The organism is Geodermatophilus sp. SYSU D01045, from assembly GCF_054050295.1.
Genome location: NZ_JBJGZB010000039.1, coordinates 1 through 17,160, shown reverse-complemented (window position 1 = coordinate 17,160; position 17,160 = coordinate 1). Strand labels below are relative to the sequence as shown.

The window sequence follows — 17,160 nt, the reverse complement described above, 5'->3', positions numbered from 1 at the left end:
AGGGGAGCTGACGTGGGTCTCGAGGAGAAGCTGCCGAGCGGCTTCCTGCTGACCACGGTCGAGAAGCTGGTCAACTGGACGCGCAAGTCCTCGCTGTGGCCGGCCACCTTCGGCCTGGCGTGCTGCGCGATCGAGATGATGGCCACCGGCGCCGGCCGCTACGACCTGGCCCGCTTCGGCATGGAGGTCTTCCGCGCCTCCCCGCGCCAGGCCGACCTCATGATCGTCGCCGGCCGGGTGAGCCAGAAGATGGCGCCGGTCCTGCGGCAGATCTACGACCAGATGCCCGAGCCGCGCTGGGTGCTCGCCATGGGCGTCTGCGCCAGCTCCGGCGGCATGTTCAACAACTACGCGGTGGTGCAGGGCGTCGACCACGTCGTCCCCGTCGACATGTACCTGCCCGGCTGCCCGCCGCGTCCGGAGATGCTCATGGACGCGATCCTCAAGCTGCACCACAAGATCCAGAACGAGCCGCTCGGTCCGAAGCGGGCCCGCCGGCTCGAGGAGGAACGGGCCGAGGGCCGCGCCCGCGACCTGCTGGTCGAGATGCCCTCCAGCGTCCGCGCGGACAAGGCCAAGCGGGCGGCCTACGAGCAGGCCGCGGCCGCCGGCCGCACCGGCCAGTTCGCCATCGAGCAGCGCGGCGGCGACGCCGTCCTGCTGCCCGGACCGCGCGGCGGGTCCCGGTGACCGGCCCCGGCGACCGCAGCGGCGCCGACGCCTCGCAGGGCGCCGCGGCCGCGGGCGGCGGCTTCCGCAAGGGCGCGTTCGGCGTCAGCGGCAGCGGCGACACCTCGGGCTTCGGCGGCCTGGTCCGCGTCGAGCCCGGCGGCGCGGTCGCGCTGCACTCCACCGACCGCCCCTACGGCGGCTGGTTCGACGAGGTGACCGACGCGCTGATCGACGCCGTCGGCGCGGCCACCTACGCCACCGCAGTGCAGCGGGTCCTCGTCGACCGCGGGGAGATCACCTACTTCGTCGCCCGCGAGCACCTGCTCACCCTGGTCTGGGCGCTGCGTGACGACGACGCCCTGCGCTTCGAGCTGTGCAGCAGCGTCTCCGGCGTCGACTACCTCGACAGCGGCGGCCCCGCGGTGGACGCCGGCCGGCCGCGGCTGCACGTCGTCTACCACCTGACCTCGATGACCTACCGGCGACGGATCCGGCTCGAGGTCGCCGTCACCGCCGAGGACCCGCACGTGCCGTCGGTGTCCGAGGTCTACCCGACGGCGGACTGGCACGAGCGGGAGACGTACGACATGTTCGGCGTCGTCTTCGACGGCCACCCGGCGCTCACCCGGATCCTCATGCCCGACGACTGGGACGGGCACCCCCAGCGCAAGGACTACCCGCTCGGCGGCGTGCCGGTGGAGTACCACGACGCGACCATCCCGCCGCCCGACACCCGGCGGAGCTACCGATGAGCACCACCCACGACCCGTACGCCGGCTCGCGGGAGACCACCGAGGGGCGGGTCTACACCGTCACCGGCGGCGACTGGGACCAGGCCTTCGGCGCGGACCTCTCCGGCGAGGAGCGGCTCGTCGTCAACATGGGGCCGCAGCACCCCTCGACGCACGGCGTCCTGCGGCTGGTCCTCGACCTCGAGGGCGAGACGGTGACCAAGGCGCGGGTGGTCATCGGCTACCTGCACACCGGCATCGAGAAGAACACCGAGTACCGCAACTGGGTGCAGGGCACGACCTTCGTGACGCGGATGGACTACCTGTCCCCGCTGTTCAACGAGGCCGGCTACTGCATGGCCGTCGAGAAGCTGCTCGGCATCGAGGTGCCGCCGCGTGCGCAGACGATCCGCGTGCTGGTGATGGAGATCAACCGGATCGCCTCGCACCTGGTCGGCCTGGCCACCGGCGGCATGGAGCTGGGCGCGCTCACCGGCATGACCAACGGCTTCCGCGAGCGGGAGCTGTGCCTCGACCTGCTCGAGGAGATCACCGGGCTGCGGATGAACCACGCCTACATCCGGCCCGGCGGTGTCGCCCAGGACCTGCCGGCCGGCGTGGAGGAGTCGATCCGCGAGTGGCTCGCCGTCATGCCCGAGCGGCTGGCCGGCTACCACAAGCTGCTCACCGGCCAGCCGATCTGGCAGCGCCGGCTCAAGGACGTCGGCTACCTCGACGTCACCGGCTGCCTGGCGCTCGGCGTCACCGGACCGGTCCTGCGCGCGGCCGGGCTGCCCTGGGACTTGCGCAAGGTCGAGCCCTACCTCGGCTACGAGACCTACGACTTCGAGGTCCCCACCGCCGACACCTCCGACGCGTGGGGCCGCTACCTGGTCCGGATGGCCGAGATGTTCGAGTCGCTGAAGATCGTCGGCCAGGCGCTCGACCGGCTCGAGCCCGGCCCGGTGATGGTCGAGGACCGGAAGATCGCCTGGCCCGCGCAGCTGTCGCTCGGTGCCGACGGCATGGGCAACTCCCTCGAGCACGTCCGGCACATCATGGGCACCTCGATGGAGGCCCTGATCCACCACTTCAAGCTGGTCACCGAGGGCTTCCGGGTGCCGGCCGGGCAGGTCTACGTCCCGATCGAGTCGCCGCGCGGGGAGCTCGGCTACCACGTGGTCAGCGACGGCAGCACCCGGCCGTGGCGCGTCCACGTGCGCGACCCCAGCTTCGTGAACCTGCAGGCCACCGGGGCCATGAGCGAGGGCGGGATGATCGCCGACGTCATCGCCGCCATCGCCTCCATCGACCCCGTGATGGGAGGGGTGGACCGATGAGCGCACTCCCCGGCTCCCGGGAGGGCGCGGCGACCACGGGGCTGGTCGACAGCCCGGTCGAGCCGCCGCCGGCGGACCTGCCGCCGCTGACCGAGCAGGCGTGGCTGGAGGCGCGGGAGATCACCGCCCGCTACCCGCAGGCACGCTCGGCGCTGCTGCCGATGCTGCACCTGGTCCAGAGCTACCAGGGCTACGTGACGCCGGAGGGCGTCGCGCTGTGCGCCGAGGTGCTCGGGCTGACCAAGGCCGAGGTCGGCGCGGTCGCGACCTTCTACACGATGTACAAGCGTCGCCCGACCGGCCGGCACCTGGTCAGCGTCTGCACCAACACGCTGTGCGCCGTCCTCGGCGGGCAGCGGATCATGGACGCGCTGTCGGCCGACCTCGGCGTCCACCACGACGAGACGGCGGCCGACGGCTCGGTCACCCTCGAGCACGCCGAGTGCCTGGCCGCCTGCGACTACGCGCCGGTGGTCACCGTCGACTACGAGTTCTACGACCAGCAGGACGTCGAGAGCGCCCGCGCGCTGGTCGCCGCGCTGCGCCGCGGGGAGAAGCCGCACCCCACCCGCGGCGCCCCGCTCACCGACTTCCGCGGGGTCTCCCGGCAGCTGGCCGGCTTCTCCCAGCACGCCGACGCCGGGGCCGCGCGCGCCGCCGTCGACGCGCCGGGGGAGTGGGGCCCGACGCTGGCCGGCGTCCGGCTGGCCGCCGAGCGCGGCGAGTCCGCCCCGCCGATGAGCGGCCCGGAGCCGGAGCCCACCGACACCGGCGAGCCCGCGGAGACGGTGGCGCCGTCCGGCGACGCCGGGCAGACGCCGGAGGAGGAGGCCGCCGACGCCCGGGTGGCCGCCGCCGACAACCCGGCCGAGCGGGCCGGCGCCGCCCAGGCGCACCCCGACCGCGGCACCGAGTACGGCCGGCGCACCCCCGGCGGCGACCGTCCCACCCCCGACACCCCCGCAGGGACCGAGCCGGGCACCTCCGGCCAGGGTCCAGGGAAGGCCTGAGATGCCGCTCACCCCCGTCCTCACCGCGCGCTGGGGCGCCGAGCAGCCCTGGCGGCTGTCCACCTACGAGTCCCTCGACGGCTACGCCGCGCTGCGCACCGCGTTGTCGATGCAGCCCGACGAGCTGGTCTCCCTGGTCAAGGACTCCGGCCTGCGCGGCCGCGGCGGCGCCGGCTTCCCCACCGGCATGAAGTGGAGCTTCATCCCGCAGCCCAAGCCGGGGGAGACGCCGACCGGGCCGGCCGCGATGCCCAAGTACCTCGTGGTCAACGCCGACGAGGGCGAGCCGGGCACCTGCAAGGACCTGCCGCTGATGATGACCGACCCGCACTCCCTGGTGGAGGGCGTGATCATCTCGGCGTACGCGATCCGCTGCCGGTTCGCCGTCATCTACGTCCGCGGCGAGGCGGTGCACGCCCACCGCCGGCTGGTGTCGGCCGTCGAGGAGGCCTACGCGGCCGGTTACCTCGGCAGCGACGTCCTGGGCTCGGGCTACGACCTGGAGCTGGTCGTGCACGCCGGCGCCGGCGCCTACATCTGCGGCGAGGAGACGGCGCTGCTCGACTCGCTCGAGGGCTACCGCGGGCAGCCGCGGCTCAAGCCGCCGTTCCCCGCGGTCGCCGGCCTCTACGGCGCCCCGACGGTCATCAACAACGTCGAGACGCTGGCGACCGTGCCGTTCGTCGTCCGCGGCGGGGCGGAGTGGTTCAAGCGGTTCGGGCCGGAGAAGTCGCCCGGGCCGAAGATCTACTCGCTGTCGGGCCGGGTCACCCGCCCCGGCCAGTACGAGGCGCCGATGGGCACCACGATGCGCGAGCTGCTGGAGATGGCCGGCGGCGTGCGCGCCGGGCACGAGCTCAAGTTCTGGACGCCGGGCGGCTCCTCGACGCCGTACTTCACCGCCGAGCACCTCGACGTCCCGCTCGACTTCGACTCGGTCGCCGCCGCGGGCTCGATGCTCGGCACGACGGCGCTCATGGTGTTCGACGAGACCGACTCGATCGTCGAGGCCACCCTGCGGTTCACCGAGTTCTACGCGCACGAGTCCTGCGGCAAGTGCACGCCCTGCCGCGAGGGGACCTACTGGCTGGTGCAGGTGCTGCAACGGCTGGTCGACGGCCGCGGCACGGCGGCCGACCTCGACCTGCTCACCGACACCTGCGACAACATCCTCGGCCGCTCGTTCTGCGCGCTCGGGGACGGCGCGACGAGCTGCATCACCAGCTCGCTCAAGTACTTCCGCGACGACTACGTCGCCCTGCTGCCGCCCGGGGAGCAGGCCCGCCTGGGCCGCTCGCTGCGGCTCGAGCCCGTCGGAGTGGCCTCGTGACCGAGCTCGCGAGGTCACGCAGGAACAGAGCACCTGGTGGCACTGGTGCGACGAGCGCCAGCGAGGAGGACCAGTGACCCTGACGCCCACCGCCCCCGAGCCCGCGCCGGCGGTGCCGCCGGGCGTCCCCGGCCCGCACACCCCGCCGGACGCCGTCCACTGCACCATCGACGGCTTCGACGTCGCGGTGCCCAAGGGGACGCTGATCATCCGGGCCGCGGAGATGGTCGGCATCCAGATCCCGCGGTTCTGCGACCACCCGCTGCTGGACCCGGTCGGCGCCTGCCGGCAGTGCCTGGTCGAGGTGGAGGGCCAGCGCAAGCCGGTGGCCTCCTGCACCATGCCGGTCACCGACGGCATGGCGGTCAAGACGCAGCTGACCAGCCCGGTCGCCGACAAGGCGCAGCAGGGCACGATGGAGCTGCTGCTGATCAACCACCCGCTGGACTGCCCGGTCTGCGACAAGGGCGGCGAGTGCCCGCTGCAGAACCAGGCCATGAGCAACGGCCGCGCCGAGACCCGCTTCGTCGACGTCAAGCGGACCTATCCCAAGCCGCTGCCGATCAGCAGCGAGATCCTGCTCGACCGCGAGCGCTGCGTGCTGTGCGCCCGCTGCACCCGGTTCTCCCAGCAGGTGGCCGGCGACCCGTTCATCGAGCTGTTCGAGCGGGGCGCGCTGGAGCAGGTCGCCGTCTACGAGGACGAGCCGTTCTCCTCCTACTTCTCCGGCAACACCACCCAGATCTGCCCGGTCGGCGCGCTCACCAGTGCGCAGTACCGGTTCCGGTCGCGGCCGTTCGACCTGCGCAGCGAGCCCTCGGTCTGCGAGCACTGCTCCTCGGGCTGCTCGATGCGCACCGACTACCGGCGCGGCAAGGTCATGCGCCGGCTGGCGGGTGAGGACCCCGCGGTCAACGAGGAGTGGACCTGCGACAAGGGCCGCTTCGCCTTCCGCTACGCCGCCACCAACGACCGGCTCACCACCCCGCTGGTCCGGCGCGACGGCGTCCTCCGGCCCGCCTCCTGGCCGGACGCGTGGGCCGCGGCCGCCGAGGGCCTGCGCGCGGCGCGGGCCGCGGGTGGGGTCGGCGTGCTGCCCGGCGGACGGCTGACCGTCGAGGACGCCTACGCGTACGCGAAGTTCGCCCGCGTGGCCCTCGGCACGCACGACGTCGACGCCCGCGCCCGCGCGCACTCGGCCGAGGAGCAGGCGTTCCTCGCCGCGCACGTCGCCGGCACCGGCCCGGGGCGCGAGGCGGTCACCTATGACGAGCTCACCGCCGCCCCGGCCGTGCTGCTGGCCGGCTTCGAGCCGGAGGAGGAGTCGCCGATCGTCTTCCTCCGCCTGCGCCGGGCGGTGCGCCGGGGCCGGCTGGCCGTCTACGACCTGGCGCCGTTCGCCACCCGAGCGGCGCAGAAGCTGCAGGCCACCGTGCTGGTCACCCGGCCCGGCGAGGAGGCCCGCGCGCTCGCGGCGCTGGCCGAGGGCAGCTGGGGCGGCCCCGCCGTCGAGGCGCTGCGGCAGCCCGGCGCCGTCGTGCTGGCCGGCGAGCGGCTCGCCGAGGTCCCCGGCGCGTTCACCGCGCTGACCGCGCTGGCCCGCGCCACCGGCGCCCGCCTGGCCTGGGTGCCGCGGCGGGCCGGGGAGCGCGGCGCCGTCGAGGCCGGCGCGCTCCCCGCGCTGCTGCCCGGCGGCCGGCCGGTCGAGGACCCCGTCGCCCGCGCCGACGTGGCCGCGCTGTGGGGTGTGGATCCCGCCGACCTCCCGGCGCTGCCGGGCCGCGACACCACCGGCATCCTCACCGCCGTCCGCGACGGGCGGCTGGCCGGCCTGCTCGTCGGCGGCGTCGACCCCGCCGACCTGCCCGACCCGGCGCTCGCCGCGCAGGCGCTGGCCGCGGCGTCGTTCGTCGTCAGCCTCGAGCAGCGGCCGACCGCCGTCACCGAGCACGCCGACGTCGTCCTGCCGGTGGCCGCCGCGCCGGAGAAGGCGGGCAGCTACCTGGACTGGGAGGGCCGGGTGCGGTCCTTCGACGCCACGCTGCACGGCACCGGCCAGCTCCCCGACGGACGGGTGCTGCACGGTCTCGCCGAGTACCTCGACGCCGACCTGCGGCTGCCCACCCCCGACGCCGCCCGCGCCGAGCTCGCCCGTCTCGGCGACACCGGCGCCCGCGCCGACGGCGGCCTCGACGTGCCGCCGGCCGTGGCGCCGGAGCCGGGCGAGGACGAGGCGCTGCTGGCCTCCTGGCGGCAGCTGCTCGACGTCGGCACGCTCCAGCGCGACGAGCCCGAGCTCGCCGGCACCGCCCGCCCCCCGGTGGCGCGGATCAGCGCCGCGCGGGCCGCCCGGCTCGGCCTGGCCGACGGCGACCCGCTCACCGTCCGCGGCGCCACCGGCTCGGTCACCCTGCCCGTCTGCGTCACCGAGATGCCCGACGACGTGGTGTGGCTGCCGATGCGCTCGCCGGGCAGCGAGCTGCGCACCGGCCTCGGCACGCCGCCCGGCGGCGTCGTCCGGCTGGGTGCTCCGGGCTCGAGCGCGGGAGGTGCCGCGTGACCCTGCTCGCCGCCGCCGACCAGCCCACGCTCGAGGACTTCGGGCACGACGTCTGGTGGATCGTGCTCGTCAAGATCGTCGGCGTCTTCGTCGTGCTGGTCCTGATGACGCTGTTCGCGATCGTGTTCGAGCGCAAGGTCGTCGCCCGCATGCAGCAGCGCATCGGCCCCAACCGGGTCGGCCCGCGCGGCTACCTGCAGAGCCTCGCCGACGGGCTGAAGCTGGCGTTCAAGGAGGACATCCGGCCCGCGCTCGCGGACAAGCCGGTGTACTTCCTGGCCCCGGTCATCGCGACCATCCCGGCGTTCCTGGCCTTCTCGGTCATCCCGCTGGGCCCGGTGGTCAGCATCTTCGGCCAGCAGACCCCCCTGCAGCTCACCGACGCCCCCATCGGCGTCCTCGTCGTCCTGGCGTGCTCGGCGATGGGCGTCTACGGCATCGTGCTGGCCGGCTGGGCCTCCGGCTCGACCTACCCGCTGCTCGGCGGGCTGCGCAGCGCCGCCCAGATGGTCAGCTACGAGATCGCGATGGGCCTGTCGATCGTCGCGGTGTTCCTCTACGCCGGGTCGATGTCGACCTCGGAGATCGTCGCCGCCCAGGCCGACGGCAACCGGCTGTCGTTCTTCGGGCTGGAGTTCACCGGGCCGAGCTGGTTCGCGATCCTGCTGCCGGTCAGCTTCGTCATCTACGTGATCGCCGTCGTCGGCGAGACCAACCGGGCGCCGTTCGACCTGCCCGAGGCCGAGAGCGAGCTGGTCGGCGGCTTCCACACCGAGTACTCGTCGCTGAAGTTCGCGCTGTTCTTCCTCGCCGAGTACATCAACATGGTCACCGTCTCGGCGCTCGCCGCGACGCTGTTCCTCGGCGGCTGGCGGGCCCCGTGGCCGATCTCGCTCTGGGACGGCGCCAACTCCGGCTGGTGGCCGCTGCTGTGGTTCTTCCTCAAGGTCGCCGCCGCGCTGTTCGTGTTCATCTGGCTGCGCGGGACGCTGCCCCGGCTGCGCTACGACCAGTTCATGCGCTTCGGCTGGAAGGTCCTGGTGCCGACGGCGCTGGCCTGGATCCTCGCCGTCGCCACGATGCGCACCGTCTCCCGCGAGGCGGACCTGTCCACCGGCCAGGTGGCGGTGTTCGTCGGCGTGCCGATCGCGCTGCTGGTCCTGCTCGCCCTGTCGGTGGCCAGCCGGGCCGCCAACCGGGACACCCGGCTCATGGCCGAGGACGCCGCGGCCGGCGGCATCCACGCCACCGACCCCGAGCCCGACCCCGAGGTGCTGCCCCCGGCCGGGCCGCGGCACCGGCCGGCGCAGCGCACCGGCCCGGCCCGCGCCGAGGGCGGCTTCCCGGTGCCGCCCATGGACCTCGTCGTGCCGCCGTCGCCGCGGCTGCGCCGTGCCGAGCCGGTGGGCGCGCGCCCCGAGGGCGGCGTGGTCAGCAGCGGCCGCCGAGCCGCCGGCAGCACCACGGGCAGCACCGCCACCAGCGCACAGGAGGACCCCGATGACTGAGCGGACCCCCGCGGGGGCCACCCCCGCCCGGCGCGGCGGCGGTGAGGTCGAGCGGGCCGGCGGCGGGGGCGGCGGCACGCCCGCGCCCCGCCGCAGCCTGCTGCCGGCACCCGGCCAGGGCTTCGGCGTCACCTTCGCCCAGATCTTCAAGAAGGTGACCACCGAGGAGTACCCCGACGTCCCCAAGGTGACCAAGCCGCGCTACCACGGGCGGCACGTGCTCAACCGGCACCCCGACGGGCTGGAGAAGTGCATCGGCTGCGAGCTGTGCGCCTGGGCCTGCCCGGCCGACGCGATCTACGTCGAGGGCGGGGACAACACCGAGGACGCGCGCTACAGCCCCGGTGAGCGGTACGGCCGCGTCTACCAGATCAACTACCTGCGCTGCATCTTCTGCGGGCTGTGCATCGAGGCCTGCCCCACCCGCTCGCTGACGATGAGCAACGACTTCGAGCTGGCCGACGACAACCGGCGGGACCTCATCTACACCAAGGAACAGCTCATGGCCCCGCTGCTGCCGGGGATGGAGGCCCCGCCGCACGCGATGCGCCTCGGTGACGACGAGAAGGCCTACTACGTGCGCGAGCCGCAGCAGGGGTCCGCCGCCGAGCCGGTCACGGTGGAGCGGGCATGACCGACGTCGTCATCGGCACCGGCGAGGCCGTCGTCTTCTGGATCCTCGGCCCGGTCGCGCTGGCCGGGGCGCTGGGGATGGTGTTCAGCCGCAACGCCGTCCACTCGGCGCTGTGGCTGGTCAACACGATGCTCGCCCTGGGCGTCTTCTACGTCGTCCAGTCCGCGCCGTTCCTCGGCGCCGTGCAGATCATCGTCTACACCGGCGCGATCATGATCCTGTTCCTGTTCGTCCTCATGATGGTCGGCCGCGACTCCTCGGACTCCGTCGTCGAGACGCTGCGCGGGCAGCGGGTGGCGGCCACGGTGCTCGGCGTCGGGTTCGCCGGGCTGGTCGGCGCCGGCATCGCGCGCGCCACGCAGGACACCCCGGTCGAGGGCCTGTCCGACGCGCAGGGCGGCACCGGCAACATCGACTCGATCGCCGAGCTGCTGTTCACCCGCTACCTGCTGGCCTTCGAGGTCACCAGCGCGCTGCTGATCACCGCCGCGGTCGGCGCGATGGTGCTCGCGCACATCGAGCGCGAGCCCGGCACCCGGCGGACGCAGAAGGAGCTCTCCCGCGCCCGGTTCCTCACCGACCGGCCGCAGACGCTGCCCGGCCCCGGCGTGTTCGCCCGCGCCAACTCCGTCGCCGCCGGCGCGCTGCTGCCCGACGGGCGCACCGCCGAGGACAGCCTGGCCACCGGCATCGAGCCCCAGGAGGTCGAGCAGATGCCCCGCCCCACCGGCCGGGCGCAGCTCGGCAGCCCGGACGCCGCCCTCGGCACGGCCACCCCGGAGGACCGGGCATGACGCTCACGCACTACCTGGTGCTCGCGGCGATCCTGTTCACCATCGGCGCCGTCGGCGTGCTGGTGCGGCGCAACGCGATCGTCGTCTTCATGTGCGTCGAGCTGATGCTCAACTCGGTCAACCTGACGCTGGTCACGTTCGCCCGGGCCACCGGCACCGTCGACGGCCAGATCATGGCGTTCTTCGTCATGGTCGTCGCCGCCGCCGAGGTCGTCGTCGGCCTCGCGATCATCATGTCGATCTACCGGACCCGCCGGTCGGCGTCGGTCGACGACGCCAACCTGCTCAAGTACTGACGGGAGCCGGCACCCCCATGGAATCCGCCGTCGCCGCCGAGGGCCTGCTGTCGGCCTCGTGGCTGGTCATCGCACTGCCGCTGCTCGGGGCCGCGGTCCTCCTGCTGGGCGGGCGCCGCACCGACCGCTGGGGCCACCTGCTGGGGGCGGCGACCGTCCTGGCCGCCTTCGTGGTCGCGCTGCTGTGCACCGTGCAGCTGGCCGGCCTGGAGGACCGGGCGGTCGACGTCGACCTGTTCACCTTCCTGTCGGTGGGCTCGCTCGACGTGCAGGCCGGGCTGCTGGTCGACCCGCTGTCGGCCACCTTCATGCTGCTGATCACCGGCGTGGGCGGGCTGATCCACGTCTACTCGGTCGGCTACATGGCCCACGACCCGCGGCGCCGCCGGTTCTTCGCCTACCTCAACCTGTTCGTCGCGGCGATGCTGCTGCTGGTCCTCGGCGACAACTACGTGGCCCTCTACGTCGGGTGGGAGGGCGTGGGCCTGGCCTCCTACCTGCTCATCGCCTTCTGGCACGAGCGCCCGGCCGCGGCCACCGCCGCGAAGAAGGCCTTCGTCATGAACCGGGTCGGCGACGTCGGCCTGGCCCTGGCGATCTTCGTGATGTTCGCCCAGCTCGGGACGGTCTCCTACGAGGGCGTCTTCGGCGGGGTCGGCGCGCTGGCCGGCGGCACGGTGACGGCGCTCGGCCTGCTCCTGCTGCTCGGTGCGTGCGGCAAGTCCGGCCAGTTCCCGCTGCAGGCGTGGCTGCCCGACGCCATGGAGGGCCCGACGCCGGTCTCGGCGCTCATCCACGCCGCGACCATGGTCACCGCCGGCGTCTACCTCATCGCCCGCTCCGCGCCGATCTACGACCTGACGCCGACCGCCCGCGCCGTCGTCCTCGCCGTCGGCGCGATCACGCTGCTCTACGGCGCGATCGTCGGCTGCGCGTACGACGACATCAAGAAGGTGCTCGCCTACTCGACGGTCAGCCAGATCGGCTACATGTTCCTCGCCGTGGGCCTGGGCCCGGTCGGCTACGCCGCCGGCATCGCGCACCTGCTCACCCACGGCTTCTTCAAGGCCGGGTTGTTCCTCGGCGCCGGGTCGGTCATGCACGCCATGGGCGACCAGGTGGACATGCGCCGGTTCGGCGGGCTGGCGCGGAGGCTGCCGGTCACCTTCGCCACCTTCGGCCTGGGCTACCTCGCGCTGATCGGGTTCCCGTTCCTGTCCGGCTACTGGACCAAGGACGCGATCATCGAGGCCGCTCTGGACCGCGGCGACGGGTGGGGCTGGCTGCTCGGTGCGGTCGCCGTCGTCGGTGCCGGGCTGACCGCCTTCTACATGACCCGGCTGGTGCTCATGACGTTCCTCGGCCGGCCGCGGTGGACGGCGGGTCAGCACCCGCACGAGGCGCCGACGGTGATGACCGCCCCGATGGTGCTGCTCGCCGTCGGCTCGGTGGCTGCCGGGTTCCTGCTGGTGCAGGTCTTCCCGCTCGACGAGTGGCTCGCCCCGGTGTTCGGCGAGCCCGAGGAGGCCGCGCACGTGGTCGCCCCGGCCGTCGTCGGGGTGGTGGTGACCGCGGTGATGCTGGTCGGCGTCCTGGCGGCCTGGCTGTTCGTGGGCCGCCGCGAGGTCCCCGAGGTCGCCCCGGTCCGCGTCTCGCCGGTGGTGCGGGCGGCGCGCAGGAGCCTCTACGCCGACACGGTCAACGAGTCGCTGTTCATGCGGCCGGGCCAGTGGCTCACCCGGGCGCTGGTGTGGGTGGACAACCGCGGCGTCGACGGCGCGGTCAACGGCCTGGCCGCCACGCTCGGCGGCTCGTCGTCGCGGCTGGGCCGGGCGCAGACCGGGTTCGTCCGGTCCTACGCGCTCGGCATGCTCGGCGGCGCGGTCCTGGTGGCCGGGGCGCTGCTGGCGGTGACGGCCGGGTGAGCGGGCCGGGGTCTCAGGAGAGGACGACGACAGAGTGAGCGACTCCCTGCTCCTGGTCGCGATGCTGGTGGTGCCCGCGGTGGGCGGCGCCGTCGTCGCCGGCCTGCCGCGCGACAGCACCGCGCTGGCCCGGCAGCTCGCCCTCGGGGTGAGCCTGGTCGTGCTGGTGCTCGCGGTGCTGGCCACGGTCGCCTTCGACCCCGACGGCGACCGGTTCCAGCTGACCACGTCGGTGCCGTGGATCGAGGGCTTCGGCGTCGACTTCGCCCTCGGCGTCGACGGCATCGCGCTGGTCATGCTGCTGCTGGTCGGCGTGCTCGTGCCGGTGGTGGTGCTCGCCTCCTGGCGCGACGAGCCCACCACCCGGCGTTCCATGCGGACCTTCTTCGCCTGGCTGCTGCTGCTCGAGGCCTGCATGGTCGGCGTCTTCGCCGCCACCGACGTCTTCCTCTTCTACGTCTTCTTCGAGGCGATGCTCGTCCCGATGTACTTCCTCGTGGGCAGCTTCGGCGGCCCGCGCCGGCAGTACGCGGCGGTCAAGTTCTTCCTGTACAGCCTGGTCGGCGGGCTGGTCATGCTCGCCGCGGTGATCGGCCTCTACGTGGTCAGCGAGGCGGCGGGCGACGGCACGTTCGCCTTCGAGTCCCTGCGGCAGCTCGACATCGACCCGGCCGCCCAGCGGCTGCTGTTCCTCGGCTTCTTCGTCGCCTTCGCGATCAAGGCGCCGCTGGTGCCGCTGCACACCTGGCTCCCCGACGCCGGTGCCGAGGCCCCGATCGGCGGCGCGGTGCTGCTCGTCGGTGTCCTCGACAAGGTCGGCACGTTCGGGTTCCTGCGCTACTGCCTGCCGCTGTTCCCCGACGCCTCGCGGGAGTTCGCCCCGCTGGTGCTCGTCCTCGCCGTCGCCGGTGTCCTGTACGCCGCGCTGCTGGCGATGGGGCAGAGCGACATGAAGCGGCTGGTGTCCTACACCTCGATCGCGCACTTCGGCTTCATCGCCCTCGGCGTCTTCGCCTTCACCACCGAGGCCGGCACCGGCGCGGTGCTCTACATGGTCAACCACGGCATCGCGACCGGCCTGCTGTTCCTGGTCGTCGGGATGCTCATCGCCCGCGGCGGCTCCCGGCTGGTCGGCGACTACGGCGGCGTGGCCGCGCGGGCGCCGAAGCTGGCCGGGGTGTTCCTGATCGCGGGGCTCGCGTCGCTGGCGCTGCCGGGCACCAACAGCTTCGTCAGCGAGTTCCTCGTGCTGATCGGCTCGTTCCCGACCCGGCCGGTGTTCACGATCCTGGCCACCGTCGGGATCATCCTGGCCGCGCTGTACATCCTGCTGCTCTACCAACGGACCATGCACGGCCCGCCGCGCGGCGTGCTCTTCCCCGCCGACGACGGGCCGGCCGCGGCCCCGGCGGGCGACCCGCACGGGGCGCACGGCGCGACGGCGACCCTGACCGCCCCGGCCCCCGCGGCCCGGGCGACGGTGCGGCTGCCCGACCTGACCCGCCGCGAGACGGCCGTCGTCGCCCCGCTGGTGGCCCTGGTCGTCGTGCTCGGCGTCTACCCGCAGCCGCTGATCCGGCTGATCGAGCCGGCCGTCGCCGCCACCATGATCGACGTCGGCGCCGACCCGGCCGGCGTGGACGCTCCCAGCGAGGGGACCGACTGATGACCATCGAGGCCCCCGACCTCTCCTTCGCCGCCCTCGCGCCGCTGCTGTTCGTCTTCGGCGCCGCGTGCACCGGCGTGCTCGTCGAGGCGTTCGGCCCGCGGGACAGCCGCCACCCGGTGCAGGTCGCCGTCGCCCTCGTCGGCACCCTCGGCGGGCTGGCGAGCACCCTGCTGCTGGCCGGCACCCGCGAGGTCACCGCCGGGGGAGCGCTCGCCGTCGACGGCGCCGGCCTGTTCCTGCAGGCCACCATCGCCGGGCTCGGCGCCTTGGCGGTCCTGCTGTTCGCCGAGCGCAACCTCGACCCGGCCCGCTCGGCGTTCGTCGTCTCCGCCGCGGTGCCGGCGGGCAGCGTCCGCGACCGCGAGCTGCTCACCGTGCAGCGCGTGCAGACCGAGGTCTACCCGCTGGCCACCTTCGCCATCGGCGGCATGATGCTGTTCGTCACGGCGAACGACCTGCTGCTGATGTTCGTCGCGCTCGAGGTGCTCAGCCTGCCGCTGTACCTGATCAGCGGCCTCGCCCGCCGGCGCCGGCTGCTGTCGCAGGAGGCGGCGGTCAAGTACTTCCTGCTCGGCGCCTTCGCCTCGGCGTTCTTCCTCTACGGCCTGGCGCTGGTCTACGGCGCCACCGGCAGCGTCCGCCTCTCCACGGTCCGCGAGACGGTCACGGCCGGCGGGGGCGGCACGCTGGCCGTCCTCGGCCTCGCGCTGCTGGTCGTCGGGCTGCTGTTCAAGGCCAGCGTGGCGCCGTTCCACACCTGGACGCCGGACGTCTACCAGGGCGCGCCCACCCCGGTGACCGCCTTCATGGCCGCCTGCACCAAGGTCGCCGCCTTCGGCGCCATCCTGCGGCTGCTCTACGTCGCGTTCGGCACCGAGGAGTGGACCTGGCGGCCGTTGGTCTACGCCGTCGCGATCGTGTCGATGGTCGTCGGCGCGGTCCTCGGCCTCACCCAGACCGACCTCAAGCGGATGCTCGCCTACTCGTCGATCGCGCACGCCGGGTTCCTGCTCACCGGCGTCCTCGGCTACCCGGGGACGGGCCTGTCGGCCGTGATGTTCTACCTGCTGGTCTACGGCCTGACGACGCTCGGCGCGTTCGCGGTGCTCACCCTCGTGCGCAGCGGCGACGGCGAGGCCACGCACCTGTCGCAGTGGGCGGGCCTCGCGCAGCGCTCGCCGGTCACCGCCGCGGTCATGAGCCTGTTCCTGCTGGCGCTCGCCGGGATCCCGCTCACCAGCGGCTTCACCGGCAAGTTCGCCGTCTTCCGGGCGGCGATCGAGGACGGCGCCTGGCCGCTGGCACTGGTCGCCCTGCTGGCCAGCGCGGTGGCGGCGTTCTTCTACCTGCGGGTCATCGTGCTCATGTACTTCTCCGAGCCGGCCGCCGACGGTCCCACCGTCGGCGTGCCCGGGCTGCCCACCACCGTCGTGCTCGCGGTGACCGCCGCGGCCACCCTCGTCCTGGGCATCGTCCCCGGGGCGGTGCTCGGTCTGGCGGATCGGGCAGCTATCTTCGTCGGTTGATGACCGGACCCCGTGCCACCGTCGACGGGATCGCCCCGGCCGAGGTCTGGCACCGCATCTCGACCCCCGCCTCGACCATGGGCCCCTGGCTCCCGGGCGGGGCCCTCGGCGACTCGCTGGCCGAGGGGCTGGCGAACGTGGAGGCGGCGCTGGCCACCGCGGTGGCCAGCGAGCACTCGTTCGTCTCCGAGGCCGCGGGCCACCTCATGGCCGCGGGCGGCAAGCGCTTCCGCCCGATGCTCGCGCTGCTGGCCGCCCACCTGGGCGACGCGCACGCGCCGGACGTCGTGCGGGCCGCCGTCGTCTGCGAGCTCACCCACCTGGCCACGCTGTACCACGACGACGTCATGGACGAGGCCGCCGTCCGCCGCGGGGCGCCCAGCGCCAACAGCCGGTGGACCAACAGCGTCGCCATCCTCACCGGCGACTTCCTGTTCGCCCGCGCCTCGGACCTGCTCGCCGACCTCGGCCCCGAGGCGGTCCGCATCCAGGCGCGCACCTTCGAGCGGCTGGTCACCGGCCAGATCCGGGAGACCGTGGGCGCCCGCCAGGGCGAGGACCGCGTCCAGCACTACCTCGAGGTGCTGGCCGACAAGACCGGCTCCCTCGTGGCCACCTCGGCCCGCTTCGGCGCCCGCTTCGCCGGCGTCGACGCCGACCTGGTGGAAGCGCTGACCGGGTTCGGCGAGGAGGTCGGCGTCGCGTTCCAGATCTCCGACGACCTGCTCGACATCGTCAGCCAGGACGGCGCGTCGGGGAAGGCGCCCGGCACCGACCTGCGCGAGGGCATCGCCACGCTGCCCGCGCTGATCGCCCTGGCCGGGGACGACCCCGCCGACGCGCGGCTGCGCGAGCTGGTGTCCCGCCCGCTGTCCGACGACGCCGAGCACGCCGAGGCGCTGGCGCTGCTGCGCGGCTCCGCGGCGCTCGACCGTGCCGGCGCGGTGCTGCGGGACTACGCCGACCGCGCCCGGTCCTCGCTGTCCGCCGTCCCGGCAGGCGAGGTGCGGGACGCCCTGTCGGCGCTGTGCGACTACGTGGTCACCCGCACCAGCTGAGCGGGGCGGGGGGGGGCGGCGGCGCGGGGGGTGGGGGGGGGGGGGGGGGGGGGGGCGCGGCGGCCCCGCGGCCGCGGGCGCGCTGGGGTGCGGCTGGTCTCGCGACG

At 73.9% G+C, this 17,160-nt stretch carries 14 protein-coding genes; all 14 read left to right on the top strand.

Annotation, left to right across the window (positions count from 1 at the left end):
• Positions 1-12: 12 nt before the first annotated feature.
• The 14 genes from ACI798_RS21530 (at position 13) to ACI798_RS21465 (ending at position 17,053) form a co-directional block, all read left to right on the top strand.
• A complete protein-coding gene (locus tag ACI798_RS21530; protein WP_456941621.1) occupies positions 13-690 on the top strand; it encodes a NuoB/complex I 20 kDa subunit family protein in 678 nt (225 codons plus the stop codon).
• Entirely contained in the window at positions 687-1,424 is a 738-nt protein-coding gene (locus ACI798_RS21525) for an NADH-quinone oxidoreductase subunit C (RefSeq protein WP_457048911.1), read from the top strand. The genes ACI798_RS21530 and ACI798_RS21525 overlap by 4 nt, the downstream gene beginning before the upstream one ends.
• Positions 1,421-2,743: an NADH-quinone oxidoreductase subunit D gene (locus ACI798_RS21520; RefSeq protein ID WP_456941623.1), complete on the top strand. Its 1,323-nt coding sequence runs from the start codon at positions 1,421-1,423 to the stop codon at positions 2,741-2,743. The genes ACI798_RS21525 and ACI798_RS21520 overlap by 4 nt, the downstream gene beginning before the upstream one ends.
• Positions 2,740-3,753: an NADH-quinone oxidoreductase subunit NuoE gene (gene nuoE, locus ACI798_RS21515; protein ID WP_456941624.1), complete on the top strand. Its 1,014-nt coding sequence runs from the start codon at positions 2,740-2,742 to the stop codon at positions 3,751-3,753. The genes ACI798_RS21520 and nuoE overlap by 4 nt, the downstream gene beginning before the upstream one ends.
• 1 nt (position 3,754) lies before the next feature.
• Positions 3,755-5,083, top strand: a complete 1,329-nt coding sequence (gene nuoF, locus ACI798_RS21510) for an NADH-quinone oxidoreductase subunit NuoF (RefSeq protein WP_457048910.1) — start codon at positions 3,755-3,757, stop codon at positions 5,081-5,083.
• 73 nt (positions 5,084-5,156) lie between these two features.
• A complete protein-coding gene (locus ACI798_RS21505; RefSeq protein WP_457048909.1) occupies positions 5,157-7,643 on the top strand; it encodes an NADH-quinone oxidoreductase subunit G in 2,487 nt (828 codons plus the stop codon).
• Positions 7,640-9,151 carry an NADH-quinone oxidoreductase subunit NuoH gene (gene nuoH / locus ACI798_RS21500; protein ID WP_456941627.1) on the top strand — a complete coding sequence of 504 codons (1,512 nt, stop codon included), beginning with the start codon at positions 7,640-7,642 and terminating at the stop codon, positions 9,149-9,151. The genes ACI798_RS21505 and nuoH overlap by 4 nt, the downstream gene beginning before the upstream one ends.
• On the top strand, positions 9,144-9,785 hold the full coding sequence (nuoI, locus tag ACI798_RS21495) for an NADH-quinone oxidoreductase subunit NuoI (RefSeq protein WP_456941628.1): 642 nt from the start codon (positions 9,144-9,146) through the stop codon (positions 9,783-9,785). Before nuoH ends, nuoI begins: the two co-directional genes overlap by 8 nt.
• Positions 9,782-10,579, top strand: a complete 798-nt coding sequence (locus ACI798_RS21490; protein WP_456941629.1) for an NADH-quinone oxidoreductase subunit J — start codon at positions 9,782-9,784, stop codon at positions 10,577-10,579. Before nuoI ends, ACI798_RS21490 begins: the two co-directional genes overlap by 4 nt.
• A complete protein-coding gene (gene nuoK / locus ACI798_RS21485; protein ID WP_073421291.1) occupies positions 10,576-10,875 on the top strand; it encodes an NADH-quinone oxidoreductase subunit NuoK in 300 nt (99 codons plus the stop codon). Before ACI798_RS21490 ends, nuoK begins: the two co-directional genes overlap by 4 nt.
• 17 nt (positions 10,876-10,892) lie before the next feature.
• Positions 10,893-12,800, top strand: coding sequence for an NADH-quinone oxidoreductase subunit L (nuoL, locus tag ACI798_RS21480; protein WP_457048908.1), 1,908 nt, complete (start codon positions 10,893-10,895; stop codon positions 12,798-12,800).
• 34 nt (positions 12,801-12,834) lie between these two features.
• Positions 12,835-14,466, top strand: coding sequence for an NADH-quinone oxidoreductase subunit M (locus ACI798_RS21475; protein WP_456941631.1), 1,632 nt, complete (start codon positions 12,835-12,837; stop codon positions 14,464-14,466).
• Positions 14,466-15,995, top strand: coding sequence for an NADH-quinone oxidoreductase subunit NuoN (nuoN, locus tag ACI798_RS21470; protein ID WP_456941632.1), 1,530 nt, complete (start codon positions 14,466-14,468; stop codon positions 15,993-15,995). Before ACI798_RS21475 ends, nuoN begins: the two co-directional genes overlap by 1 nt.
• Positions 15,995-17,053, top strand: a complete 1,059-nt coding sequence (locus ACI798_RS21465; RefSeq protein ID WP_457048907.1) for a polyprenyl synthetase family protein — start codon at positions 15,995-15,997, stop codon at positions 17,051-17,053. The genes nuoN and ACI798_RS21465 overlap by 1 nt, the downstream gene beginning before the upstream one ends.
• The last annotated feature ends 107 nt before the right edge of the window (positions 17,054-17,160 follow it).

Excerpts from the sequence above, each read along its gene's own strand:
- nuoI (WP_456941628.1), top strand. The coding sequence starts at position 9,144 with ATGACTGAGCGGACCCCCGCGGGGGCCACCCCCGCCCGGCGCGGCGGC.
- nuoK (WP_073421291.1), top strand. The coding sequence starts at position 10,576 with ATGACGCTCACGCACTACCTGGTGCTCGCGGCGATCCTGTTCACCATC.
- ACI798_RS21465 (WP_457048907.1), top strand. The coding sequence starts at position 15,995 with ATGACCGGACCCCGTGCCACCGTCGACGGGATCGCCCCGGCCGAGGTC.
- nuoL (WP_457048908.1), top strand. The coding sequence starts at position 10,893 with ATGGAATCCGCCGTCGCCGCCGAGGGCCTGCTGTCGGCCTCGTGGCTG.
- nuoN (WP_456941632.1), top strand. The coding sequence starts at position 14,466 with ATGACCATCGAGGCCCCCGACCTCTCCTTCGCCGCCCTCGCGCCGCTG.
- ACI798_RS21520 (WP_456941623.1), top strand. The coding sequence starts at position 1,421 with ATGAGCACCACCCACGACCCGTACGCCGGCTCGCGGGAGACCACCGAG.
- nuoE (WP_456941624.1), top strand. The coding sequence starts at position 2,740 with ATGAGCGCACTCCCCGGCTCCCGGGAGGGCGCGGCGACCACGGGGCTG.
- nuoF (WP_457048910.1), top strand. The coding sequence starts at position 3,755 with ATGCCGCTCACCCCCGTCCTCACCGCGCGCTGGGGCGCCGAGCAGCCC.
- ACI798_RS21490 (WP_456941629.1), top strand. The coding sequence starts at position 9,782 with ATGACCGACGTCGTCATCGGCACCGGCGAGGCCGTCGTCTTCTGGATC.